At 73.1% G+C, this 24,925-nt stretch carries 17 protein-coding genes and 2 pseudogenes; 13 read left to right on the top strand and 6 right to left on the bottom strand.

The annotated features are described in order from the left end of the window. Window positions 1–52: 52 nt before the first annotated feature. From VNF07_08855 to VNF07_08845, 3 genes and pseudogenes are all read right to left on the bottom strand, one after another. Window positions 53–523 (bottom strand): annotated as a pseudogene (locus tag VNF07_08855) (tyrosine-protein phosphatase). Window positions 524–976: 453 nt separating this feature from the next. Beyond that, on the bottom strand, window positions 977–1,624 hold the full coding sequence (locus VNF07_08850) for a phosphoribosyltransferase family protein (protein ID HVB06333.1): 648 nt from the start codon (window positions 1,622–1,624) through the stop codon (window positions 977–979). Window positions 1,625–1,667: 43 nt separating this feature from the next. Then, window positions 1,668–3,239 carry a GMC family oxidoreductase N-terminal domain-containing protein gene (locus tag VNF07_08845; protein ID HVB06332.1) on the bottom strand — a complete coding sequence of 524 codons (1,572 nt, stop codon included), beginning with the start codon at window positions 3,237–3,239 and terminating at the stop codon, window positions 1,668–1,670. Window positions 3,240–3,315: 76 nt separating this feature from the next. Here VNF07_08845 and VNF07_08840 point away from each other — a divergent pair, with 76 nt between their 5' ends. Next, window positions 3,316–4,683: an FAD-dependent oxidoreductase gene (locus VNF07_08840; protein HVB06331.1), complete on the top strand. Its 1,368-nt coding sequence runs from the start codon at window positions 3,316–3,318 to the stop codon at window positions 4,681–4,683. A gap of 25 nt (window positions 4,684–4,708) precedes the next feature. Here VNF07_08840 and VNF07_08835 read toward each other — a convergent pair whose 3' ends face one another. Continuing rightward, window positions 4,709–5,596 (bottom strand): deoxyribonuclease IV, encoded by an 888-nt coding sequence (locus VNF07_08835; protein HVB06330.1) that lies wholly within the window; start codon window positions 5,594–5,596, stop codon window positions 4,709–4,711. 56 nt (window positions 5,597–5,652) lie between these two features. On the opposite strand from VNF07_08835, the gene VNF07_08830 reads away from it, so the two are divergent. From VNF07_08830 to VNF07_08800, 7 genes and pseudogenes are all read left to right on the top strand, one after another. Next, entirely contained in the window at window positions 5,653–7,119 is a 1,467-nt protein-coding gene (locus VNF07_08830) for a MiaB/RimO family radical SAM methylthiotransferase (protein ID HVB06329.1), read from the top strand. A 46-nt stretch (window positions 7,120–7,165) separates the two neighbouring features. Then, window positions 7,166–9,955, top strand: coding sequence for a preprotein translocase subunit SecA (gene secA / locus VNF07_08825; protein ID HVB06328.1), 2,790 nt, complete (start codon window positions 7,166–7,168; stop codon window positions 9,953–9,955). A gap of 6 nt (window positions 9,956–9,961) precedes the next feature. Then, window positions 9,962–11,128, top strand: coding sequence for a peptide chain release factor 2 (gene prfB / locus VNF07_08820; protein HVB06327.1), 1,167 nt, complete (start codon window positions 9,962–9,964; stop codon window positions 11,126–11,128). Window positions 11,129–11,320: 192 nt separating this feature from the next. Beyond that, the gene (gene ftsE, locus VNF07_08815; protein HVB06326.1) at window positions 11,321–12,118 is read left to right on the top strand and encodes a cell division ATP-binding protein FtsE; all 798 of its coding nucleotides are present in this window, start codon (window positions 11,321–11,323) and stop codon (window positions 12,116–12,118) included. Between the two features lie 6 nt (window positions 12,119–12,124). After that, entirely contained in the window at window positions 12,125–13,039 is a 915-nt protein-coding gene (locus VNF07_08810; GenBank protein ID HVB06325.1) for an FtsX-like permease family protein, read from the top strand. Between the two features lie 91 nt (window positions 13,040–13,130). Beyond that, window positions 13,131–13,898, top strand: a pseudogene (locus tag VNF07_08805) (serine hydrolase domain-containing protein). Window positions 13,899–14,021: 123 nt separating this feature from the next. Then, on the top strand, window positions 14,022–14,765 hold the full coding sequence (locus VNF07_08800) for a sugar phosphate nucleotidyltransferase (protein HVB06324.1): 744 nt from the start codon (window positions 14,022–14,024) through the stop codon (window positions 14,763–14,765). 23 nt (window positions 14,766–14,788) lie between these two features. Here VNF07_08800 and VNF07_08795 read toward each other — a convergent pair whose 3' ends face one another. Next, window positions 14,789–16,012, bottom strand: coding sequence for a geranylgeranyl reductase family protein (locus tag VNF07_08795; protein ID HVB06323.1), 1,224 nt, complete (start codon window positions 16,010–16,012; stop codon window positions 14,789–14,791). Beyond that, window positions 16,009–16,929 carry a TIGR01777 family oxidoreductase gene (locus tag VNF07_08790; protein ID HVB06322.1) on the bottom strand — a complete coding sequence of 307 codons (921 nt, stop codon included), beginning with the start codon at window positions 16,927–16,929 and terminating at the stop codon, window positions 16,009–16,011. The genes VNF07_08795 and VNF07_08790 overlap by 4 nt, the downstream gene beginning before the upstream one ends. A gap of 41 nt (window positions 16,930–16,970) precedes the next feature. Between VNF07_08790 and VNF07_08785 the strand changes: the two genes are divergently transcribed. From VNF07_08785 to VNF07_08765, 5 genes are all read left to right on the top strand, one after another. Further along, the gene (locus VNF07_08785) at window positions 16,971–20,801 is read left to right on the top strand and encodes a multifunctional oxoglutarate decarboxylase/oxoglutarate dehydrogenase thiamine pyrophosphate-binding subunit/dihydrolipoyllysine-residue succinyltransferase subunit (protein HVB06321.1); all 3,831 of its coding nucleotides are present in this window, start codon (window positions 16,971–16,973) and stop codon (window positions 20,799–20,801) included. A gap of 77 nt (window positions 20,802–20,878) precedes the next feature. Then, window positions 20,879–22,312, top strand: a complete 1,434-nt coding sequence (locus VNF07_08780; GenBank protein HVB06320.1) for a hypothetical protein — start codon at window positions 20,879–20,881, stop codon at window positions 22,310–22,312. A gap of 2 nt (window positions 22,313–22,314) precedes the next feature. Next, window positions 22,315–22,740 carry a 3-hydroxyacyl-ACP dehydratase FabZ gene (gene fabZ, locus VNF07_08775; protein HVB06319.1) on the top strand — a complete coding sequence of 142 codons (426 nt, stop codon included), beginning with the start codon at window positions 22,315–22,317 and terminating at the stop codon, window positions 22,738–22,740. A 78-nt stretch (window positions 22,741–22,818) separates the two neighbouring features. After that, complete coding sequence (locus VNF07_08770; GenBank protein ID HVB06318.1) at window positions 22,819–23,598, top strand: exodeoxyribonuclease III; 780 nt, start codon at window positions 22,819–22,821, stop codon at window positions 23,596–23,598. 537 nt (window positions 23,599–24,135) lie between these two features. Further along, the coding region (locus VNF07_08765; GenBank protein HVB06317.1) for a hypothetical protein at window positions 24,136–24,925 on the top strand (790 nt) is incomplete at its 3' end.

Genomic DNA, 24,925 nt, shown 5'->3' with positions numbered 1-24,925 from the left:
CCTTCGCGGCGGCTCGCTGATCGCCCGCGGCGGCGGTGGCCGGGGGGCCGTCTCAACAGGCGAGGGTCGGCCTCTCGACGAGCAGCGCGGCACGCAGCGCCCCCACCTCGGCCTCGCCGAAGCCGTGCCCGGCGAGGTAGCCGACGACCCCTCCGTAGCGGCTCGCGATCTCGTCAAGCACCGCGAGGATGAGCTCCGGCTCGCAGCGGAGGATCGCCGCCAACCGGCTCGGTGACCCGCCGGTGGCGTCGTTGCGCTGCTGCACCCCGAGGCGGAACTCCTCGGCGAGGAAGAGCCCGGTCGCCGCCTAGTCGGCGGCGATCACCTCGTCGGGGACGCCGAGCGCCCCGAGCACGAGGGCGACGAGGACGCCGGTGCGGTCCATGCCGAGCGTGCAGTGGACGAGGGCGGGGAGCGCCCTCGGCGCGAGCAGCTCGCGGAGCGCGGCGACGAGCACCGGCGCGCGCTCGTGCACGAGGAGGCGGTAGGTCTCCTCGAGGGAGGTGACGAGGCGGCGGTCGATCGGGGAGAAGGCCTCCGCGGGGGCGCCCGGCGGGCAGTAGCTGAAAAGGGGACCATCACCCGCCGCACCTCAGGGCGCAGGCGGTCCGGTGCAGCGACCCGCTCGTCGGGCTCGCGCAGGTCGAGCGAGGTCCGCAGGCCGAGGTCGGCGAGCGCCTTGCACCCCTTGTCGTCGACGAGGTGCACGGCGTCACCGCGCAGCAGCCGCCCCCAGGCGACGGTCGCGCCGCCGGAGGTGGGGTAGCCGCCGACGTCGCGCACGTTGAAGGGGCCGGCGAGCGGCAGGCGGCGGGCGAGGAAGGCCTCCTCGCAGAGCATTTCGGCGAGGTCGGTGGTGCGCGGGCTCATCGGCTCGGTCGCGCTCATCTCCTCTCACGGTACGGACCGCAGGTGAACCCGCCGTGACCGCCGCACTGCCGGGGTTTGGACGCGAGGTGAATCCTGCGCCGCGCGCTCAGGAGGAGGCGGCGGCCCCGAGATCGCTGTCGTCACCCTGCCAGTCCTCGCACAGGGCACCGTCGCGGTCGCGGCGGAACAGCGGGACGGCGCCGAGGGCGTGCACGAGGAGGGCGTCGGCTCCGAGCGCGCCCCGCCAGACCCCGGCCTCGGTGAGGAGGGTGCCGATCGCGACCGGCTCCGCGCCGACACGGCGCAGCAGCGTGAGCGCGGCGCGCAGCGAGGCCCCCGTCGAGACCACGTCGTCGACCAGTGCGACGCGCCGGCCGACCACCGCACCGAGCCGCTCGCGGTCGAAGAGCAGGCGCTGGTTGGTGTCGGTGGTGATCGAGCGCACCGGCTCGGAGACCGCGTCGGAGAGGTGGATCTTCGGCGTCTTCTGCAGGATCAGGTAGTCGTCGAGGCCGAGCGCGCGACTCACCTCGATGGCGATCGGGATGCCCATCGTCGCCACCGAGGCGACGATCTCCGGCTCGAAGGGCGCGAGGCGCTCGGCGATCTCCGCCCCCGCCCGCTCGGCGAAGGCGACGCCGTGGTCGACGGTGATGAGCAGTGCGATCGCCAGCTCCGCGGAGATCGGCATCAGCGGCAGCGACAGGTGCTGGCTGCCCACCTTGGCCTCGTGGACTCCGATCGGGCTGACCATGGCCCGTGATGCTTGCCGCCCCGCCAGCGCCCCGCAACCCGCCTCAGCGCGCGAGGAGCAGCGCCGCGGCGTGCTCGGCGATGGCGACGGTCGGCGCGTGGGTGTGGCCGTGGGTGATCGTCGGCATCACCGAGGCGTCGGCGACGAAACAGCCCTCGAGGCCGACGACGGCGAGCGCGGGGTCGACGACGGCGCCCCGGTCGCGGCCCATCCGGCAGGTGCCGACCGGGTGGTAGAGCGTCTGCGAGAAGCCGGTGACGGCGGCTTCGGCGAGGGCGGGGGAGAGGGGCCCGGCGGGGACGATCATCTCGCCGAGCGCCCCGGCGAGGGGGGCGGTGCCGGCGATCTCGATGCAGGCGCGCACCCCCGCCGTGAGCGTGGCGCGGTCGCGGCCGGCGGGGTCCGAGAGGTAGCGGGGGTCGATCACCGGCGCCGCGAAGGGGTCGGCCGAGGAAAGGCGGACCTCGCCGCGGCTCTCCGGCTGGAGGAGCACCGCGGCGACGGTGGCGCCGTCCCGCGTCGGGAGCGTGAGCCCCTCGTTCACGAAGGCCGCGGGGATGAACAGCAGCTCGAGGTCGCACTCCGCGAGGTGCGGGTCGCTCCGCAGGTAGCCGTAGGCCTCGGCGACGTTGGAGCTGAGGAGGCCTTCGCGGCGCGCGAGGTAGCGGAGGAGGGGCCCGGGGCGCCGCGCCCGCGCCAGGGTGCGCGCCCCCGGCGCGGCGAGGGCGACGCCGGCCGTCAGGTGGTCGGCGAGGTTCTTCCCCACTTCGGGCGCGCCGACGCGCACCTCGAGGCCGAGGCGCTCGAGCTCTGCGGGCGGCCCCACCCCCGAAGAGAGGAGGAGGCGCGGTGAGCCGATCGCCCCCGCGGCGAGCACGACCTCGCCGGCCGAGACCTCGTGGCGGCGGCGACGGCGGCGGTAGCTGAGGCCGGTGACCCGCCCGCGCCCGATGGTGAGCGCCGCCACCTCTGCGCCGGTGCGCACGGTGAGGTTCCGCCGCGCCCTCGCCGGGGCGAGGTAGGCGCGCGCCGCGCTGACGCGTGCGCCTTTTTGCTGGTTGACGAGGGCGAGGGCGACTCCCTCGTCGGCCCCGCCGTTGCGGTCGCGGTTCTCGACGAGGCCGTTGGCCGCCGCGGCGGCGAGGAAGGCGCGGGTGAGGGGGTGCGGGTCGCGCTGCTCGCTCACGGGGAGCGGCCCGGACCGCCCGTGGCTGCCGCCGACCCCCTCGCCGGCGCCCTCGGCGGCCTGGAAACAGGCGAGCAGCGCCTCGTAGCCCCAGGCCGGCCCGGCCGCCTCCTCCCAGCGGGCGTAGTCGCTCGCGAAGCCGCGCACCCACATCATCGCGTTCAACGACGAGGAGCCCCCGAGGACCTTCCCCCGCGGCCAGAAGACGCGCCGCTCGCCGAGCGAGGGTTGCGGCTCGGTGCGAAAGCCCCAGTCGAGGCGGCCGTCGTAGAGGGTGGGGAAGGCCGCCGGGACGCGGATCGCCGGGTGGAGGTCGCGTGCCCCGGCCTCGAGGAGCAGCACCCGGCGGTCGCCGTCGGCGGAGAGCCGGTTGGCAAGGACACAGCCCGCCGAACCCGCGCCGACGATCACGACGTCGAAGCGCTCCACCGGGACAGCCTGCCAGGAGCAGCTGGGCCCCGCCGGTCCCGCGCGGCCCGCCGCGCCGTGCAAGTAGCTTTTCGCCGTGGCCGTCCGCTTGGTGATCATCGGCGGCGGCCCCGCGGGGGTCGAGGCGGCGGCGACGGCCTCTCGCCTCGGTGCCGCGGTGACGCTCGTCGAACGGGACGTCATCGGGGGCGCGGCCAACCTCTGGGACTGCATCCCCTCCAAGGCGATGATCGCCACCGGGGGCGCGCTCGCGCTGATGCGCCGCTCGGAGAACCTCGGCATCCGCCTCGACGGCGCCGCGCCGGACCTCGAGGCGCTGCGCGGCCGCGTGCGCGGGATCACCGAGCGCCTCTCGGCCTCGACGACCCGCCAGCTCGAGAGCCAGGGCGTCCGCCTCGCGCGCGGCAGCGCCCGCATCGTCGGGGCGCACACCGTCGAGATCACCGCCGCGGACGGCTCACCTTCCGAGGAGGTCGAGGCCGAGGCGATCCTCGTCGCCACGGGCTCGTACCCCCGCGTCCCGGACTGGGCCGACGTCGACGGCGAGCGGGTGCTCGTGACCCGCCAGGCCTATCCCCCGGCGACGATCCCCGAGCACCTCGTCGTGGTCGGCTCGGGGGTGACCGGCGTCGAGTTCGTCCACATGTTCCGCTCGCTCGGCTCCGAGGTCACGCTCATCGTCTCGCGCCAGCAGGTGCTGCCGATGAAGGACCCCGAGGTGGCCGCGGCGCTCGAGACGAACTTCTTGGAGCGCGGCGTGACGCTCGTGAAGGGGGCGCGGGCGACCGGGGTGATCGTGAAGGAGGACGGCGTCGGGGTGACCTGTGCGGACGGCCGCACGATCTCCGGCAGCCACATGCTGCTCGCCATCGGTTCGGTCCCGGCCTCGGCGGGCATCGGCCTCGAGGCGGCCGGCGTCACGGTGAGCGAGAACGGCTACATCCCGATCAACCAGCACTGCCAGTCCAACGTCCCGCACGTCTACGCCGCCGGTGACGTGTCGGGGCGGCTGCAGCTCGCCTCGGTCGCTGCGATGCAGGGGCGCAAGATCGCCGAGCACGTCGTCGGCCTGCACACCCGCGACCACCGCCACCTCGACTACGACAAGGCCGCCTCGGCGATCTTCACCGAGCCCGAGATCGCCGACGTCGGCCTCGCCGAGGCGGAGGCGTTCGCCCTCGGCCAGAAGATCCGCGTCACCAAGGTCCCCTTCGCGGTGAACGCGAAGGCGATGATCGACGGCGACCCCCGCGGCTTTGTGAAGCTCCTCTCGGACCCCGCGACCGGCGTCGTGCTCGGTGGCTCGATCGTCGGGGCGCACGCCGCCGAGCTGATCAGCGTGGTCGCGATCGCCGTGATCGCCCACCTCGGCGTCGACGACGTCGCCGAGAGCCTCTTCGTCCACCCCGCGCTCTCCGAGGCGATCGCGGAAGCCGCCGAATAGGCCGACACGCCGCGCGGCGCCCCGCTCAGGCGGCCGTCGCCCGTCGCCGGCGGCCGGCGGCGATCATCTTCTTCGCCGCTGCGACGTCCTCCTTGCGCGGCCCGCTGCCGTCGCCGGGGACCTCGAGGATCACCGGCACCTCGGCGATCGCGGGGTGCGAGCAGAGCAGGCCGAGCGCCGCCTTGCCGATGAGCCCCGCCCCGAGGTTCTCGTGGCGGTCGCGGTTGGAGGCGAACTCGACCTTGGAGTCGTTCAGGTGGATGCAGCGCAGGCGGGCGAGGCCGATGGTCGCGGCGATCTCGGCGATCACCGCCTCGGCCTCGCCGGGGTTGTTGTAGGCGACCCCCGACGCGAAGAGGTGCTGGGTGTCGAGGCAGACCCCGAGGCGCTCGTCGCCGGCCGCCGAATCGAGGACCGCGCCGAGCTCCTCGAAGCTGCGGCCGATCGTCCCGCCACCGCCGGCGGTGTTCTCGAGGAGGAGGTCACAGCTCGGCGCCCCGAGGGCCTTCGCGGCGTCGTCGAGGGCGGCGACGACGGTCCTGCCGAGCTGCTCGAGCACGGCATCGGTGCCGCGGCCGAGGTGGCTGCCGACGTGCAGCACGACCCCCGACGAGCCGATGCTGCTCGCCACCACGAGGTTGTCGACGAGGTTCTCGTAGGACTTGCCGGCGAGCTCCTCGTCGCCGGTCGCGAGGTTGATGAGGTAGGGGGCGTGGCAGAAGGTGGCCGAGACGACCTTCGAGGCCTCCTGGGCGGCCCGGTAGGCCTCCATCACCTCAGGGCTCGGGCGGGGGCCGTGCCAGGCCCGCGAGGAGAGGCAACGGATCTGGATCACCTCGGCGCGCATCGCCTCGCCGCGGACGATGCCGCTCGGCAGGCCGCCCGCGGTGCTGACGTCTGCGCCGACCAGCATGGTGGCGACCTTACCGCCCCCCTGGGGCGGTGGCAGGTGAGGCGTAACCTCTCGTCATGGCGCGGAAATTCCTGGTGCGCACGTTCGGCTGCCAGATGAACGAGCACGACTCCGAGCGCATCGCCGCCGACCTCGTCGCCGACGGCCTCGAGCGCACCGAGGTCCTCGACGAGGCCGACGTCGTCGTGCTCAACACCTGCTGCATCCGCGAGAACGCCGACAACAAGCTCTACGGCAACCTCGAACGGCTCCGCCACCTCGCCCTCGACAAGCCGCAGCTGCAGATCGCGGTCGGTGGTTGCCTCGCGCAGAAGGACCGCGAGGCGATCCTCGAGCGGGCCCCGCACGTGGACGCGGTCTTCGGGACCCACAACGTGGCACGCGCCCCGGCGCTGCTCGCCGAGGCGCGCCGAAGCGGCCGACCGGTGGTCGAGATCCTCGAGGCCCCAGCGAGCGACGAGGACGCCTTCGCCTCCGCGCTCGCGGTGCGCCCCGACCTGCCGCACGCCGCCTGGGTGACGATCCAGGTCGGCTGCGACAACTCCTGCGCCTTCTGCATCGTGCCGCAGGTGCGCGGCCCCGAGCAGAGCCGCCCCTTCGGGGAGCTCGTCGAGGAGATCGCGGCCCTCGCGCGCTCGGGCACGAGCGAGGTCACGCTCCTCGGGCAGAACGTGAACTCCTACGGTCGTGACCTCACCCTCGCCCACCGCCACGAAGCGGACCCCGACCTCGTGGCGCGCCGCTGCGGTGAGGCCTACGCCGCGGGGGAGCAGCGCGTGCGCCCGCTCTTCGCCGACCTGCTGCGCGCCGTCGGGGCGATCGGGGGCATCCGGCGGGTCCGCTTCACGAGCCCGCACCCGAAGGACCTGCGCACCGAGACGATCGCCGCGATGGCCGAGACCGCGGCCGTCTGCCCCCAGCTCCACCTGCCGCTGCAGTCCGGGAGCGACACGGTGCTGGCGGCGATGCGCCGCGGTTACACCGCCGAGCGCTACCTCGCGCGCCTCGCCGCGGCGCGGCGCGCGCTGCCTGGTCTCGCGGTCTCGACCGACGTCATCGTCGGCTTCCCCGGCGAGCGCGAGGCCGACTTCGAGGACACTCTCGCGGTCGTCGCCGAGGCCTCCTACGACAGCGCCTACACCTTCATCTACTCGCCCCGCCCGGGCACGCGCGCCGCCCTGCTCACCGAGCAGATGCTCCCCGAGGAGGTGATCGCCGAGCGCTTCGGCCGCCTGAAGGCCGTCGTCGACCGGGCCTGCCTCGCCGCCCACGAGCGGCGCGTCGGCGAGATCGAGGAGATCGTCGTCGAGGGCCGCTCGAAGCGCGACGCGACGATCTGGTCCGGGCGCACCGCGCACGGCAAGCTCCTCCACCTCGCCCCCGCCCCCGAGGAGCTCGTGCCCGGCCGCTACGGGCGGGCGCGCGTCACCGGCGCGGGGCCGCACCACCTCCTCGGCGAGCTCGTCTCGCTCGAGGCCGCGCCGGCGCGCCGGCGCATCGCGCTGCCGCTGCACGCGCGCTGAACGCCCGGCGCCAACAGCGGCGGACCCCGCCCGTACACTCTCGGGCGTGAGCGTGTTCGCCAAGGTCCTGCGTGCCGGAGAGTCGAAGAAGGTCCGCTCCCTCGAGGAGGTCGTGCCGCTCATCAACGCGCTCGAGGCGGAGGTGAGCGGGCTCTCCGACGCGGAGCTGGCGCACATGACCGAGGAGTTCCGTGAGCGGCTGGCGGCGGGGGAGGAGCTGAACGACCTGCTGGTCGAGGCCTTCGCCGTCGTGCGCGAGGCGGCACGGCGAACGATCGGCCAGCGCCACTACGACGTGCAGCTGATGGGCGGGATGGCGCTGCACTTCGGCTGGATCGCGGAGATGAAGACCGGTGAGGGAAAGACCCTCGTCTCCACCCTCCCCGTGTACCTGAACGCCCTCGCCGGCAAGGGCGTGCACGTCGTCACGGTGAACGACTACCTCGCGAAGCGCGACGCGGCGTGGATGGGGCAGGTCTTCACCTTCCTCGGCCTCACCGTCGGCCTCGTCACCTCCGAGGAGAGCGACTTCGAGCACAAGCGCGCCGCCTACGCGGCGGACATCACCTACGGCACGAACACCGAGTTCGGCTTCGACTACCTGCGCGACAACATGGCGGTCGCCCGCGAGCAGATGGTGCAGCGCGGCCACTACTACGGCATCGTCGACGAGGTCGACTCGATCCTCATCGACGAGGCGCGCACGCCGCTCATCATCTCCGGCCCCTCCGACGAGTCGACGCGCCTCTACTACCAGTTCGCCTCGATCGCTCGCACCCTGAAGCGCGACGAGGACTACGAGATCGACGAGGAGAAGCGCACCGCGGTCCCGACCGAGGAGGGGATCGCGAAGGTCGAGCGCCAGCTCGGCGTCGACAACCTCTACGACGCGGTGGCGGTGAACTACGTCCACCAGCTGACGAAGTCGCTCGAGGCCAAGGAGCTGCACCACCGCGACAAGGAGTACGTCGTCCTCGACGGCGAGGTGAAGATCGTCGACGAGTTCACCGGCCGGATCATGGAGGGGCGCCGCTGGTCCGATGGCCTGCACCAGGCGATCGAGGCCAAGGAGCGGGTGCGGATCCAAGAGGAGAACCACACCTGGGCGACGGTCACCCTGCAGAACTACTTCCGCATGTACGACAAGCTCGCCGGCATGACCGGGACGGCGGAGACCGAGGCCTCCGAGTTCGCCTCCACCTATGCGCTGCAGGTCGTGCCGATCCCGACGAACCGCCCCCTCGTCCGCCGCGACCTCCCCGACCTCGTCTTCAAGAGCGAGGAGGGAAAGTTCAACGCGGTGATCGAGGACCTCGCGGCGCGCTACGAGACCGGCCAGCCGGTGCTCGTCGGCACCGCTTCGGTCGAGAAGTCCGAGCTGCTCTCCCGCCTGCTCGACAAGCAGGGCGTCCCCCACCAGGTGCTGAACGCGAAGCAGCACGAACGGGAGGCGACGATCGTCGCTCAGGCGGGCCGCCTGCACGCGATCACCGTCGCCACCAATATGGCCGGGCGCGGCGTCGACATCCTCCTCGGCGGCAACCCCGAGGGCCTCGCGCACGACGTGCTGCGCGCCGAGGGCCTCGACCCCGACGACCCCGCGAACGCCGAGCGCTACGCGAGCCTGCTCGAGCGCTTCAAGGCCGAGACGGCGGCCGAGGCCGAGGAGGTGCGGGCGCTCGGGGGCCTCTACGTGCTCGGCAGCGAGCGCCACGAGAGCCGCCGCATCGACAACCAGCTGCGCGGCCGCTCGGGACGGCAGGGCGACCCCGGCGAGAGCCGCTTCTTCCTCTCCCTGGAGGACGAGCTGATGCGCCTCTTCGCGAGCGGGGCGATGAGCTGGGTGATGGACCGCGCGCTGCCCGACGACGTGCCGATCGAGGCGAAGATGGTCACCAAGGCGATCGAGCGGGCGCAGAACACCGTCGAGCAGAAGAACGCCGAGCAGCGCAAGGACGTCCTCAAGTACGACGAGGTGATGAACGAGCAGCGCAAGGTGATCTACGAGCGCCGGATGCAGATCATCGACGGCGACGACCTGCGCGACTACACCCTCAGCCAGCTCGAGATCGTCCTCGACCGGGTCGTCGCCGACTGCTGCCCGGGGAACTTCTCCGAGGAGTGGGACCTCGAGCGCCTCGCCGCCGAGCTCTCGCTGTACTACCCGAGCGAGTTCACCCCCGCCGACCTGCGCCTCGCCACCTCGGTCGAGCAGCTCACCGAGTCGGTGATCGCCGACGCCGTCGAGTACTACGAGCGCCGCGAGCAGAGCCTCGGGGAGAGCCCCGAGGGGGACCCGGTGATCCGCCTCCTCGAGCGGCAGATCATGCTGCAGATCATCGACCAGCGCTGGCGCCTGCACCTCTCGGAGATGGACTACCTGCGCGACGGGATCCACCTGCGGGGCATCGCCCAGACCGACCCCTTCGTCGCCTGGCAGCGCGAGGGCTTCGAGATGTTCGGCAACCTGATGGACGCGATCGACGACGACTACCTGCGCTACGTGAACCACGTGCAGGTCGTCCCCGCGAACGAGGAGGCGCCGGACTACAGCCGCGCCACCTTCGCCGCCGCCGAGGACCCGACGCTCGGCCTCGCCGCCGCGGCGGCCGCCGAGGACCCGCTCGGTGCCTCCCCGGCGCTCCCGGCGGCCCCGCCCGCCGCGCCGCCTCGCCAGGCCGTCGCCGCGAACCGCCCGCCCGCCGCCGCCGCACCGCCCGCGGGCGGCCTGACGGCGCTCGCCGGCACCCGCGCCACGCCGCAGAAGGTCGGTCGCAACGACCCCTGCTGGTGCGGCAGCGGCCGCAAGTTTAAGGTCTGCCACGGCGCGAGCTGAGTGCCGATGGTGATCCCCGACGCCACCGCCCCCACCGGGGGCGCTGGCGAACGTCCCGACCTGGCGACGCTCCTCGCCGAGCTCGAGCAGCGCCTCGCCGCGGCGCGCGGCTACCTGCGCTACGACGAGCGGCGCGCCGAGCTCTCCGAGCTCGAGGCCGAGATCGCCGTGCCCGACCTGTGGTCCGACGCGGAGCACGCCCGCACCGTGACCACCCGCTACGGGCGGGTGAAGAGCGACGTCGACGAGCTGGACCAGCTGAGCGAGCGCCTCGAGGAGGTGCGCGGCCTCTACGAGCTCGCGAGCGAGGAGGGCGCCGAGTCGCTCGCCACGATCGCCCCCGAGCTGCTCGACACCCTGGAGCGCACCGCGCCCGCCCTCTCGGACCTCGAGCTCGTGAGCCTGTTCTCCGGCGAGCACGACGAGCTCGACGCGGTCTGCGAGATCCACGGCGGCGCCGGCGGCACCGACGCCCAGGACTGGGCGGAGATGATGCTCCGCATGTACCTCCGCTGGGCGGAGCGGCGGGGCTTTGCCACCGAGGTCGACGAGGTCACCGAGGGCCAGGAGGCCGGCATCCTCTCGGCGACCTTCATCATCCGCGGGCGGCGCGCCTACGGCCTGCTCACCTCCGAGCGCGGCGTCCACCGGCTGGTGCGGATGTCGCCCTTCGACTCCCAGCACCGCCGGCAGACGAGCTTCGCCTCCTTCGAGGTCACCCCCTTCTTCGAGGACCTGAGCGACGTGGTCGACATCGACGAGAAGGACCTGCGCGTCGACACCTACCGCTCGTCGGGCGCGGGGGGCCAGCACGTGAACGTCACCGACTCGGCGGTGCGCATCACCCACCTCCCGACCGGCATCGTGGTCTCCTGCCAGAACGAGCGCAGCCAGCACCAGAACCGCGCCAAGGCGATGCAGATCCTCGCCGCCAAGCTCGCCCAGGTGCAGCGCGACGAGCGCCGCGCCGAGCTCTCGGCGCTCACCGGCCCGCAGATCAAGGTCGAGTGGGGGAGCCAGATCCGCTCCTACGTGATGGCCCCCTATCAGCTGGTGAAGGACCTCCGCACCGACGAGGAGACCGGCAACGTCGAGGCCGTCCTCGACGGCGACCTCGACCGCTTCATCGCCGCCTACCTTCGCTGGCGGCGGGCGAACGACGGAAGTGCATAGCCCTTGAGCTGGTATTCCGTCCGAAAAGCCGGACATCGGCCAGGCTCCGCTGTTAGGGTTTCGGCGAACCGATCCCGGCCCGGCGTCGCGCCGGGGAGTCCGGACAATTGGGCGTGCCGCTCGATGGGCGCAGACGACGCCCCGACGAGCTGACTGGATGCAGCGCCGCCAGCGGGCCCGAAGGACGACACGATGATCCGATTCGAGAACGTATCCAAGAGCTACAACAACGGCGTACCGGCGCTGAACGACGTCTCGCTCGAGATCCTGCGCGGCGAGTTCGTCTTCCTCGTCGGCCCCTCCGGCTCGGGCAAGACGACCTTCTTGCGGCTGCTCCTTCGCGAGGAGGTCCCGGACTCCGGGACGATCCTCGTCGCCGGCCGCGACATCGGTGAGCTCTCGGCCTCCAAGGTCCCCTACCTGCGGCGCAACCTCGGCTGCGTCTTCCAGGACTTCCGGCTGCTGCCGAACAAGACCGTCGCCGAGAACGTCGCCTTCGCCCTCGAGGTGATCGGCCGCCCGCGCGCCGTCGTGCGCACCCAGGTCACCCAGGTGCTCGACCTCGTCGGCCTCGGCAACAAGACCGACCGCCGCCCCGACCAGCTCTCCGGCGGCGAGCAGCAGCGGGTGGCGATCGCCCGCGCCTTCGTCAACCGGCCGCTCGTCCTGCTCGCCGACGAGCCGACGGGGAACCTCGACCCGGCGACCAGCCAGGGGATCATGAAGCTCCTCGACCGCATCAACACCACCGGCACGACCGTGGTGATGGCGACGCACGACGTCGGCATCGTCGACACGATGCGCCGCCGGGTCCTCGAGCTCGAGCACGGCCACGTGGTGCGCGACCAGGCGCGCGGCGTCTACGGCGTCGGCGACACCTCGACGCGCGGCGTCCCCGCGGTCTCGGTGCTCGCACAGGGCAACGTCATGGGCGAGCGCGACGGCGCGGATCGCATGGCGACGGCCCGCTCGCGCCGCGGCCACCGCTAGGCCCCGATGAGCGTCTTCGTCGAGTACGCCGCCAAGGAGACGGCCTCCAACCTCTGGCGCAACCGGATGATGGCGCTCGCCGCGATCCTCACGGTCGCGGTCTCGCTCTCCCTCGTCGGCACGGCGCTGCTGCTGCGCCAGGCGGTGAACCGCCAGATCGCCGAGGTGTCGAGCAACGTCTCGCTGCAGATCTTCATGAAGCCGAACGCGACCGGCGGCCAGCTGAACTTCGTGAAGGCGCTGATCTCCCAGACGCCGCAGATCCTCCACCAGCGCTGCGACTACCTCGGCCCGGTCGCCTCCTACAACGAGGCGAAGAAGGTCCTCGCCTCCGAGCCCGCGGCCTACGAGGCGCTCAGCCCGCAGACCGTCCCCACGGTCTTCCGCTGCCAGCTCACCGACCCGAAGGAAGCGGCCTCGGTGAGCCAGATCTTCTACGACTCCTCCTCCAACACCCCGAAGGTCGTCGGCGTCTACCGGGCGACCGCCCCCACGCAGACGATCAAGGTCATGGAGCGGGTCACGGGCATCGTGCAGGTCGTGCTGATCGCGGTCGCCCTCGTCCTCCTCGGCTCCTCGGTGGTGCTCATCCTGAACGCCATCCGGATGGCGATCTTCGCCCGCCGCCGCGAGGTGAGCGTGATGAAGCTCGTCGGCGCGACGAACTGGTTCATCCGCGTGCCGTTCATGCTGGAGGGGCTGATCCAGGGCTTCCTCGGCGCCTTCGTCGCCCTCTTCGTCGTCTGGGGGTCGAACATCGGCGTGCGCTGGCTGGTGAGCCACTACGGGGTGGCGCTGCTCTCGGCCTCGGTCCTCCCCGTGCACGAGCTGTTCACGATCGAGTCGCTGCTCATCATCCTCGGCGCACTGATCGGCGTGGTGGGCTCCTTCTTCGCCATCCGCCGTTTTCTCGACGTCTGACGCCGCGCGCCGCGGCCCGCGGGCGCCCGCGCCCCGATGGCTCGTCGACGCGCTCGCCGCCTTCTCCGCCGATCACGCGGCGCTCGCCGTCGTCGGCCGCGACGGGGTGCGCGCGCTCGTCGGCGACGCCGAGCGCCCCTTCGCCCTCGCCTCGGTGAGCAAGCTGCTCACCGCCTACGCCGCGCTCGTCGCGACCGAGGAGCAGACGCTCGCGCTCGACGAGGCGGCCGGCCCACCCGGCGCGACCGTCGCCCACCTCCTCGCGCACGCCTCGGGCCTCGGCCCCACAGGCGAGCTGCTCGCCGCACCGGGCACCCGGCGCATCTACTCCAACGCCGGCTTCGAGACCCTCGCCGCCCACCTCGCCGCCCGCAGCGGCATCGCCTTTGCCGACTACCTCGCCGAGGCGGTCCTCTCCCCGCTCGCGATGGGCGCGACCCGCCTCGTCGGCTCGCCGGCGTACGGCGCCGAGGCCCCGCTCGGCGACCTCGTCGCCTTCGCCGGTGAGCTCCTCTCGCCCCGCCTCCTCGCCACCGAGACGCTCGCGCTCGCGACGAGCGTCGCCTTCCCCGGACTGTCGGGGGTGCTCCCCGGCTTCGGCCGCCAGGAGCACTGCGACTGGGGGCTCGGCCCCGAGCTGCGGGACCACAAGTCCCCGCATTGGACGGGCGGCGCGAACGCGCCGTCGAGCTTCGGCCACTTCGGCCAGAGCGGGACCTTCCTCCTCGTCGACCCCGTCGCCGCCCTCTCGGTCGTGCTGCTCACCGACCGACCCTTCGGTGAGTGGGCGGTGGGCGGTTGGCCGGCGCTCCTCGACGCGGTGCTCGCCGACCCTGTGCTCGCCCCGCCGGGCCGCTGACGCACACGGCGTGCGGCCGCGCCCGCCGGCGCCTCCGTCGGCGCCGCGGGCTCCCATTAGTGTCCCCGGCATGACGACGACGACGTGGGCCTGCGCGGCGCGCCCCGGGCAGGCGGCCCGGCGGTGAAGGGCGTGATCCTCGCGGGCGGCACCGGGAGCCGGCTGCACCCGCTCACCCAGATCACCAACAAACACCTGCTGCCGATCTACGACCGGCCGATGATCTCCTACGGGATCGAGGCGCTCGTGCGCGCCGGGATCACCGAGATCATGATGGTCACCGGAGGGACGCACGCCGGCGAGTTCTTCCGCCTCCTCTCGAACGGCGAGAAGTTCGGCGTCGACAGCCTCCTCTACTCCTACCAGGAGCGCCCGGGCGGGATCGCCGAGGCCCTCGGCCTCGCCGAGCGCTTCGCCGGAGACGACCTCGTGCTCGTGATGCTCGCCGACAACATCTTCGGGCGCACCATCCGCCCGACCGTCGACCGCTTCGTCTCCCAGGGCTCGGGGGCGCGCATCGTGCTCGCGGAGATCACCGAGCCCGAGCACCTCCGCCACCTCGGCGTCCCCGAGCTCACCGCCGAGGGCAAGGTGGCGCGCATCGTCGAGAAGCCAGAGGTGCCGCCCTCCACCTACTGCGTCACCGGCGTCTACTGCTACGACCCGTCGGTCTTCTCGGTGATCAAGACGCTCGTCCCCTCCGGGCGCGGCGAGCTCGAGATCACCGACGTGAACAACCACTACGTCGAGGCAGGCGTGATGGAGTTCGACGTCCTCGAGGGCTTCTGGGGCGACGCCGGGGAGTCGATCGACGCCTACTACGCGGTGAACGACCAGGTCCGCCGGGAGGGCGCGAACCTCGACTGAGCTGCGCGCCGCGCCGCGGCGATTCAGGCGGCGGCGGAGAAGGGCAGCGCGCGCCGGGGGAGCGAGCGCCGCCACCGCCAGGGGCGGAAGAGGTCAGGGCGCGGGTACTCCTCGTAGAGCCAGCGGCCGAAGGCGCGCCCCACGCGCGGGTGCGCGCCGGCGAGGGCGATCGCGGCGCGGCTCGTCGGCCGGTGACGCATCGCCGCGTTGCACCACGAGGCGAGGCGCTGGTCGGGGAGCAGGCCGCCGGCGAGCTCGGCGCGGTAGGCGGCGGCAGCGGCCTGCCCCGTGGCCGTCGCGAGCGCCCGCCCGGCGGCGCGCCCGGTGAGCAGGGCCTGACCGATCCCCTCGCCGCTGAAGGGGTCCGCGGCGCGCGCCGCGTCGCCGACGAACAGCACCCGGCCGCCGCCCGCGACGAGCGGCAGCGAGCCGACTGGGGCGGGGATCGGCCACGACCTGAGCGGCCCCTCGCGGCGCGCCGAGGCGCCGAGGAAGGCGCCGAGTGCCGGCCCCGACAGCGTCGCCTCGCAGAGCTCGGCGAGCGTCGCCCCCGGCCGGCGGGTGGTGCGGGGGAGGCAGACGCCGACGTTCGCCGTCCCGTCGCCGAGGGGGAAGGACCACGCGTAGCCGGGGAGGAGGGCGTCCTCGAAGGCGACGAGCAGGCGCCGCTCGGCCTCTTCGGAGAGCGAGGAGTAATAGGCGCGGTAGGCGTGCCAGTGCAGCGGCGCGGCGCGCGCACCGGCCGCCTCGGGGAGGGCCTTGCGCACCGCCGACCAGGCGCCGTCGGCGGCCACCACCGCGCCGGCGCGCAGCCTCGCGCCGCCGGAGAGGGCGAGCTCGACGCCCCCCTCGTCCAGCGAGAGGCCGCTGAAGGCCTCGCCCTCGAGGACGGTGACGCCCTCCTCACGGGCGCGCGCGACGAGCGCGGCGTCGAGCTCGAGACGCCGGCAGACCGCCGCCGCGATCCCCTCCTCGTCTCCGAGCGCGAGCAGCGCGCGGCGCCCCGAGGCGCCCTGCAGCACGAGCTCGGGGGTGGGTGTGAACGAGGGCAGGCGGCGGGGGTCGACCCCGAGCGCCTCGAGGTCGCGCAGCGCCGCGGTGGTGAGGCCGTCGCCGCAGCACTTGTCGCGGGGGAAGCGCGCCTTGTCGACGAGCGTCACCGCGACACCCCCCTCGGCGGCGGTGATCGCCGCCGCGCAGCCGGCGGGGCCGCCCCCGACGACGACGAGACCCCGCTCGGCCCTCACCGGCGGGAGCGGCGCGCCTCGAGCGAGGAGAGGCAGGCCGCGAGGTCCGGCTCGGCGAAGGAGAAGCCGCTCGCCTCGAGGCGTTCCGGCACACAGCGCTGGCTGGCGAGGACGAGCTCGTCGGTCACCCGCCGCCCGAGCGTGAGGCGCAGCAGCGGGCGGGGGACCGCGACGAAGGACGGACGGTGCACGAGCCCGGCGAGCACCGTGGTGAACTCGCTGTTGCGCACGGGGTTCGGGGCGCAGAGGTTGACCGCCCCCGAGACCGAGCCGGTCGCGCAGTGCCAGAGCGCGGCGAGCACGTCGTCGAGGCCCACCCAGCTCATCCACTGCCGCCCCGAGCCGAGTCGCCCCCCGAGGCCGGCCCGGAAGAGCGGGCGCTGGCGGGCGAGCACGCCGCCGGGGCCGAGGACGACGCCGCTGCGGCAGCAGACGACGCGGGCGCCTGCGTCGCGCGCCGTCGCCGTGGCCGCCTCCCAGGAGCGGCAGACCTCGGCGAGGAAGCCGGTCCCCGCGGCCGCGTCCTCGTCGAGCAGCTCGTCGCCGCGGTCGCCGTAGTAGCCGACGGCGGACATCGAGACGAGCGCCGGGAGGCGGTCGCTCTCGGTGGTCGCGATCGCCCTCGCGACGAGGTCGGTGGTGAGGATGCGGCTGGAGCGGATGCGCTCGGTTTTCGCCGGTCCCCAGCGGCGGGGGGTGAGCGGCTCGCCCGCGAGGTTGAAGACGACGTCCACCTCGCGCAGGTCCCCGCCGGGCAGACCGCCGAGGTCGAGGTGGCGCGCCGCGAGGTCGATCCCGACCTCCCCCTCGGCCGCGGTGCGGCGGACGAGCGGGTGCACCGTCACACCCCGTTCGACGAGGCTCCGGGCGAGCGCGGCGCCGACGAAGCCGGTCGAGCCCGTGATCAGTGCCCGCATCGCCCGCGACCCTATCGTCGCCCCAGGTAAAGTTGCTCCCGATGAATGAGCACGTCACTCCGACAACGGCGTCGGAGACCGACCTTGACGAGCTCGGGCTGAACGCGTGGTTCGTGGAGGACAAGCACCAGGAGTACCTGGCCAACCCCTCCCGAGTCGACGACGACTGGCGCGAGTACTTCGGCAACGGCAACGGTCACCACGCTTCCGCCGCCCCCGCGGCCCCGACGGCCAACGGCGCCACGCCCCCGCCGGCGATCCCCCTCGCCGCGGCTCCGGCGCCAGCCGTGGCCGTCCCCGTCGCGCCGGCCGAGGCGGCGCCCGCCGCGGCCGCGCAGCCCGCCGCAGCAGCGGCGGCTCCGGCCGCGCAGCCCGCCGCGGCAGCGGCGGCTCCTGCCGCCCCGCCCGCCCCGCCGCTCCCCGCGCCGTCGGCGACCGGATCCGACGGCGAGGAGGTGACCCCGATCCGCGGTGCGCAGGCGCGCATCGTCGACAACATGGTCACGAGCCTCGGGGTGCCCACGGCGACGAGCTTCCACCCCCTCCCCGCGAAGGTCCTCGAGGTCAACCGCCGGATCCTGAACGAGCACCTCGCCCGCACGACGGGCCAGAAGATCAGCTTCACGCACCTCATCGCCTACGCGGCCGTGCGCGCCCTCGACAAGGTCCCGGCGCTCAACGTCACCTTCGTCCCCGACGCCGACGGCAAGGGGACCCCGGGCGTCATCCGCCACGAGCACGTCGGCCTCGGCATCGCCATCGACCTCGAGCGCCCGGGGGGCGGCCGCTCCCTCGTCGTCCCCGCGGTGAAGCGGGCCGACACGCTCGACTTCGCCGCCTTCGTCGCCGCCTACGAGGACCTCGTGGCGCGCGCCCGCGTGAACAAGCTGACCGTCGAGGACTTCTCCGGGGTGACGATCACCCTCACCAACCCCGGCGGCCTCGGCACCTCGCAGTCGGTGCCGCGCCTCATGGCCGGGCAGGGGGCGATCATCGGGGTCGGCTCGCTCGACTTCCCCGTCGAGTACGCCGGGACCGACCCCGCGACCCTCGCGGACCTCGGGGTCGGCAAGGTGCTCTCGCTCAGCTCGACCTATGACCACCGCGTCGTCCAGGGAGCGGAGTCGGGGCTCTTCCTGAAGCACGTCCACGAGCTCCTCGTCGGCGACGGGGGCTTCTACGACGAGCTCTTCGAGGGCCTCGGGGTCTCCGAGCCCCCCGCCCACTGGCAACGCGATCGCCGACCGACCGGGGCCGCGCCGGAGAACGCCGGCGCGGTGCGCGACCTCGTCGCCGCCTATCGCCTGCACGGCCACCTCGCCGCCAGCCTCGACCCGCTCGCCCCGCGGCCGCCGGCCTTCCCCGACGTGCTCCTCCCCGAGCACTACGGCCTCACGCTCTGGGACCTCGACCGCACCGTCGCCACAGAGGGCGTCGGCGGCGCCGAGCGAGCCACCCTCGAGCAGCTGCTGGCGGCGCTGCGCCGCGCCTACTGCGGCACGGTCGGGGTCGAGGCGGCGCACATCTCCGACGACGTCGAGCGGCGGTTCGTCCAGGAGGCGGTCGAGGCCCCCCCCGAGCTGTTCTCCGCCGACGAGCAGCGCTACCTCTTCGGCCGCCTCGCCGCCGCCGAGTCCTTCGAGCGCTTCCTGCAGGTGCGCTACCCCGCCGAGCGGCGCTTCAGCCTGGAGGGGGGGGACAGCGCGATCGTCTTCCTCGACGCCCTGCTCGAGGAGTCGGTCGCCGCCGGCACCACCGAGGCGGTGCTCGCCATGGCGCACCGCGGCCGGCTGAACGCGCTCGCGAACATCGTCGACAAGCCCTACTCGGCGATCTTCTCCGACTTCGAGCACAACCTCGACCCCCTCACCGTCGAGGGGGCGGGCGACGTGAAGTACCACAAGGGGGGGCACGGGAAGTGGGTCGGCCGCGGGGGCGAGTCGATGCTCGTCGAGCTCGCCTCCAACCCCTCCCATCTCGAGGCGGTGAACCCCGTCGTCGAGGGGATCGTGCGCGCCAAGATCGACCACCGGCCGGGGGAGAGCTACCCCGTGCTGCCGATCCTCGTGCACGGCGACGCCTCCTTCGCCGGCCAGGGCGTGGTCGCCGAGACCTTCAACCTCTCCCTCGTCGACGGCTACGCGGTCGGCGGGACGGTCCACCTCGTGATCAACAACCAGCTCGGCTTCACCACCTCGCCCGCCTCGGGGCGCTCGACGCGCTACGCGACCGACGTGGCGAAGATGGTCGAGGCGCCGATCCTGCACGTGAACGGGGACGACCCCGAGGCGGTCGCCCGCGTCGCCCGGCTGGCGGCGCGCTACCGCACCCGCTTCCACAAGGACGTCGTCGTCGACCTCGTCTGCTACCGCCTGCACGGCCACAACGAGGGCGACGACCCGAGCTACACCCAGCCGCTCATGTACCGGGCGATCGAGGCCCACCCCTCGGTGCGCACCAGCTACCAAGAGCGCCTCGTCGCCGGGGGGGTGCTCACCGCCGAGGAGGCAGAGGCCGAGCTACAGCGGCTCAACCAGGAGCTCGCCGCGGCCCTCGTCGAGACCCGCGCCATCCCGCACCCCGACCTCGCGGAGATGCCGCCGGTGCACGCGCCGCCGCTGCCGCCGCTCTCGCTGCAGAGCGGCGTCGACCGGGCCGTCCTCGACGCCCTCGCCTGGCGCCTGCACCACGCGCCGGAGGACTTCCACGTGCACCCCAAGCTCCTCCGCCAGCTCGAGCTGCGCGAGGAGCTCTACGCGAGCGGCGAGGTCGACTGGGCGCTCGCCGAGGGCCTCGCCTACGGCTCGCTCCTCTACGAGGGGACCGACATCCGCCTCACCGGACAGGACGCGCGCCGTGGCACCTTCTCGCACCGCCACGCCGTCCTCACCGACGTCGAGAGCGGCGCGGAGTTCACCCCGCTCGCCGCGCTCGCCGCCCCCCAGGGGGCCCAGGGCGCGATCACCGGCGAGGGCGCCGGGCGCTTCGAGGTCCACGACTCGGTGCTCTCGGAGTACGCGGCGCTCGGCTTCGAGTACGGCTACGCCGTCGAGGACCCGAGCGCGCTCGTGATCTGGGAGGCGCAGTTCGGCGACTTCGCCAACGGCGCGCAGATCATGATCGACAACTTCATCGTCGCCGGCGGGGAGAAGTGGGGGCAGTCGCCCGGCCTCGTACTGCTCCTTCCCCACGGCTACGAGGGCCAGGGTGCCGAGCACTCCTCGGCGCGCATCGAGCGCTACCTGCAGCTCGCGGCGAAGAACAACCTCGCGATCGTGCAACCGACCACCGCCGCGCAGATCTTCCACCTGCTGCGCGCCCAGTCGCACCGGGCGATCCACTGCCCGCTCATCGTCTTCACCCCGAAGAGCCTGCTGCGGGCGCGCACCACCCGCTCGCCGGTCGAGGACCTCGTCGACGGCTCCTTCCACGAGGTCCTCGACGACCCCGCGGCGGGGGAGACCCTCGACCGCGCCGCCGTCGAGCGGGTCGTGCTCTGCACCGGCAAGATCGGCGTCGAGACCTTCGAGCGACGGGACGCGATCCTCGCCGCCGAGCCGGCGCGCGGCCGCTCCGCGGTCGTCCGCCTCGAACAGCTCTATCCCTTCCCGGCAACGGCGCTGCGCGCCGTGCTCGACCGCTACCCGGCGGCCAGCGAGCTCGTCTGGGTGCAGGACGAGCCGGAGAACATGGGCGCCTGGAGCTACGTGCGCGAGCCCCTCGAGCAGCTGAACACCGCCGGGCTGCCGCTCCGGCGGGTGACGCGCCCCGCCGCGGGGAGCCCGGCGACCGGCTCGCACCTGCTGCACGAACTCGAGCGGGACTACCTCCTCGACCACACCGTGGGCACGGCCCCGGCGAAGGCATCCTGATCGCCGCCCGCTCCGCTGGCCGCGACAGCCGGAGCGGTCCGCGGCCGCGTGCGACTTCGGTGGTTGACTAACTCCAGATGCCCGCCCAGCACGTCGTCGTCGACGGTTCCAACATCGCGACCGAGACCCGCCAGCTTCCGAGCCTCGCCCAGCTCGAGAGCGCGCTCGAGGAGCTGCGCAAGGACTTCCCCGAGGCCGAGGTGACCGTCGTCGTCGACGCCACCTTCGCGCACCGCATCGACTCCTCCGAGCTCGCCCGCTTCGAGGCGGCGCAGCTGCGCGGCGAGTTCGTCTCGCCGCCCGCCGGGGCGATCGGGCGCGGCGACGCCTTCCTGCTCCGCATCGCGGAGAAGGTCGACGGTACGGTCCTTTCGAACGACTCCTTCCAGGAGTTCCACGGCGAACACCCGTGGTTGTTCGAGCGCGGCCGGCTGATCGGCGCCACTCCGGTGCCCGGTGTCGGCTGGATCTTCGTCCCCCGCACCCCCGTGCGCGGCCCGAAGAGCCGCGTCGCGACCCGCGACGCCACTCGCGAGAAGGCCAAGGTCACCAAGGCGATCGCCGTGGCGACCCTCGAGGTCGAGCACCCCGAGAGCACCCCCGAGCAGAGCGAGCACCGCTCGCGGCGCACCCGCGCGCCGGCGGAGAAGCCACAGGCGGTGAACGACCCGATCACCTTCATCAGCTTCATCGCCGAGCACAAGCTCGGCGATGAGGTGGACGCGCTCGTCGAGAGCTTCACCTCGCACGGCGCGGTCATCACCTACGGCGAGGTGCGCTGCTACGCGCCGCTCGCCAACCTCGCCGAGCCGCCGCCGCGCAGCGCCCGCGAGGTGCTGCACCGCGGCGCGACTGAGCGCTTCGTGATCACCGCCCTCGACCCCTACCGGCGCGGCATCGAGCTCGCGCTGCCCGCGGTGGCGCACATCTCGGGGCGGCCGAGCGAGGAGACGGTGGAGGCCGAGGTGCGCCTCTCGCGGCGCGGTCGCCAGCGCGCCCAGCCCGAGGCCGTTCCCCTCGCGGACGCCGCGGCTCCCGCCGAGGTGCCCGCCGTCGGCGAAGCACCGGAGAAGCTGTCGCCGTGGCGTCGGAGCGACCCCGCGCCGGCCACCGAGAGCGCCGGACCCCCGGCCGACGGGCCGGCGCCGTCGCCGCCTGCAGGCGCGCGGCCCCGCCGGCAACGCGCCGCGGCGGTCGCACCCGCCGCGCCGGCCGAGGGCGCTGCGACGGGCCCGAAGAAGGCGCCGGCGCGCAAGATGGCCCCGCAAAAGGCCGCGGCGAAGAAGCAGCCGGCGAAGCAGGCCGCGGCGAAGAAGCCGATCGCGCAGAAGCGGGCCGCGGCCAAGGTCGCGCCCGAGGCAGTCGCCGCCAAGCGCGCGCCGGCGAAGGCCGCGGCGAAGAAGCAGCCGGCGAAGAAGCAGCCGGCGTCGGAGCAGACGCCGGCGGCGGCGAAGGGCGAGCCGCGCCGCCGCACCAAGGCGGCCGGGAGGCCAGCCGAGGGGAGGGGCTGACTGTGGCGGACTGGCGCGCCGAGGAGCTCATCCCGCACCGCCCCCCCTTCCTTCTCGTCGACGAGATCGCCGAGCTCGTCCCGGCGACCTCGGCGCGGGGGAGCTGGTACCTCACGGGCGGCGAGGCGTTCTTCGCCGGCCACTTCCCGGGCCGGCCGACCGTCCCGGGGGTGCTGATGATCGAGGCGCTCGCGCAGCTGGGCGCCTGCGCGGTGCTCGCCGACGACCGCTACGCCGGGAAGATGCCCCTCTTCGGCGGCGTGGGAAAGGCCCGCTTCCGCCGCCAGGTGCTCCCCGGCGACGTCCTCGATCTCGAGGTCGAGATCTCGCGGCTCTCGGCACGTGCCGGAACCGGCCACGGCAGGGCGACCGTCGAAGGCCAGCTGGCCTGCGAGACGGATCTCTTCTTCGTCCTCGTCGCGCCGTGACGCGCAGCGCAGCAGCCCAACCATACCGACGGGGCCCCATCCGGTGGTGAGCGCCGGCAGCGCGGGCGGAACGCTCAGGTGAAGCTCGTCACCTGGAACGTGAACTCGCTGCGCGCCCGTCTCTCGCGCGTCGAGGAGTGGATCGCCGCCAACGAGCCGGACGTCGTGCTGATGCAGGAGACGAAGTGCACCGCCGCGAACTTCCCGGCGATGGCCTTCACCGCTCTCGGCTACGAGTCCGCGCACCACGGCGCGAACCAGTGGAACGGGGTCGCGATCCTCTCTCGCGTCGGCCTCGAGGAGCCGCGGCTCGGCTTCTCCGACGAGCAGGCCGGCTCCCCCGAGGAGTGCCGACTCATCTCGGCGCGCTGCGGCGGGATCCACGTCTTCAGCGCCTACGTCCCGAACGGCAGGGTCGTCGGCTCCGAGCACTACGTCGCGAAGCTCCGCTGGCTGGAGCACCTCCGCGCCGAGCTCGACGCGCGACTGACTCCGACCCAGCCGATCGCCGTCTGCGGCGACTTCAACGTCGCCCCCGAGGACCGTGACGTCTGGGACATCACCCAGTTCGCCGGGGCGACCCATGTCACCCCCGAGGAGCGCGCCGCGCTCCGGCACGTGCTCGACTTCGGCCTCGAGGACGCGTTGCGCGCGTACCGTCCCGACGAGGTCGGGCCGTTCTCGTGGTGGGACTACCGGGCTGGCGCCTTCCACAAGGGCTGGGGGATGCGCATCGATCTCGCGCTCGTGAGCCCGCCGGTGCTCGCCCGTGTCGTCGATGCCACCGTCGACCGTGACGCCCGGAAGGGGAAGCTCCCCTCGGATCATGCGCCGATGGTGCTGACACTCACCGACTGATGGGTGATGACCGGGACGGTCCCGCGTGGCCCGGCACACCCGAGAACGGGTGGCAGTTTCCGTGGGTCCCTCGGCCGAATCTGTCTCCACCGTGCGCAGCGTCGCACGTATCCAATTCTCCGACGAACGGTTGCAGGAAGCGCCCTGAGCACGACGGCCTGGGAGGGCGCAACGGGGGGAACAGCGGCGGGGCCGCTGGTTACCGGGCGCGCGGCGAGGGCCCGGGCGACCAACCGCCATTCGAAAAGCGGCCCGAAGGCCGTCCCGTGGAGGGCGATCACCGCGCGCCGACCGACGGTTGCCCTTTGGTGTACTAAGCATGGCCTATTCGGGCAGGCCAGCTGGTTGTCTATTGCCCCGCGGCAGGCACCGCTGCTAATAACCATCCGTCGTGCCACCAGAACGCACGAAAGTACCCGACACTGCTAACGGCACAAATGGATCCGATATTGAGCATTCCCGTCGGGGTCGAAACACAAACCCGAATTCCGCCGATGCACGGAGAGAGTCAGCCCAATGAGCCGGTCCCCCCGCCAGGTGTGGAGCACGATCCGCGCAGCGCTTACGAGGCCGCGGCGGTCCGACTCCGACCAATCGGCACGCACGCGGCGTCCGGTATGGCGCGCGGTGGTCGCCGCCTGCACCCTCCTGCTCCTTCCGCTCTCGTCGCTGATCGCCCTCGAAGGTGTCGCAAGCGCGCAGGCGGTCGGCACCCCGTCGCCTGCGAGCGGCATCGTCGGCAGCACGACGACGGTCGCGGTGTCCGGCTACGTCGCGACGCATTCCCTCACGGTGACGGTGGACAGTGTCACCGCGACTGTCAACAGCGGTGGCACGACCGACGGCACCGGCGCCGCCAGCGTTAACTTCACCATCCCGCCAGTCCCCAATGGGACCCAGACGGTCGTCGTTTCGGACGGCACGAACAACGACACGACGAGCTTCACCGTCAACGCCGCCGCATCGGGGCTCAGCCCGACCTCCGGAGCGATCGGCACCTCGGCAACGGTCACCGCGCAGGGCTTCATCGCGAGCCACGCCCTCACCGTCACGGTTAACGGTGTGAGCGCGACGGTCACCGGCGGCAGCCCGACCGATGCGACCGGCTCGGCCACCCTCACCTTCACGGTCCCCACGACCACCTCCGGCGCCCAGGCGGTCGTCGTCTCGGACGGCACGAACACAGCGGGCGCCGGCAACTTCACGATCAGCAGCGCTGCATCGCTCAACTCGCCGTCGCCGACCTCGGGCCCCGTCGGCCAGAGTGTCACCGTCACCGGTAGTGGCTTTATCGCGAACCACACCCTCACCGTCACCGTCGCCGGCA

Source organism: Acidimicrobiales bacterium, assembly GCA_035533595.1.
Classification (GTDB): Bacteria; Actinomycetota; Acidimicrobiia; order Acidimicrobiales; family Bog-793; genus DATLTN01.
Note: the sequence above shows the minus strand (reverse complement) of the source record. Positions and strands in the feature narration are given on the sequence as shown.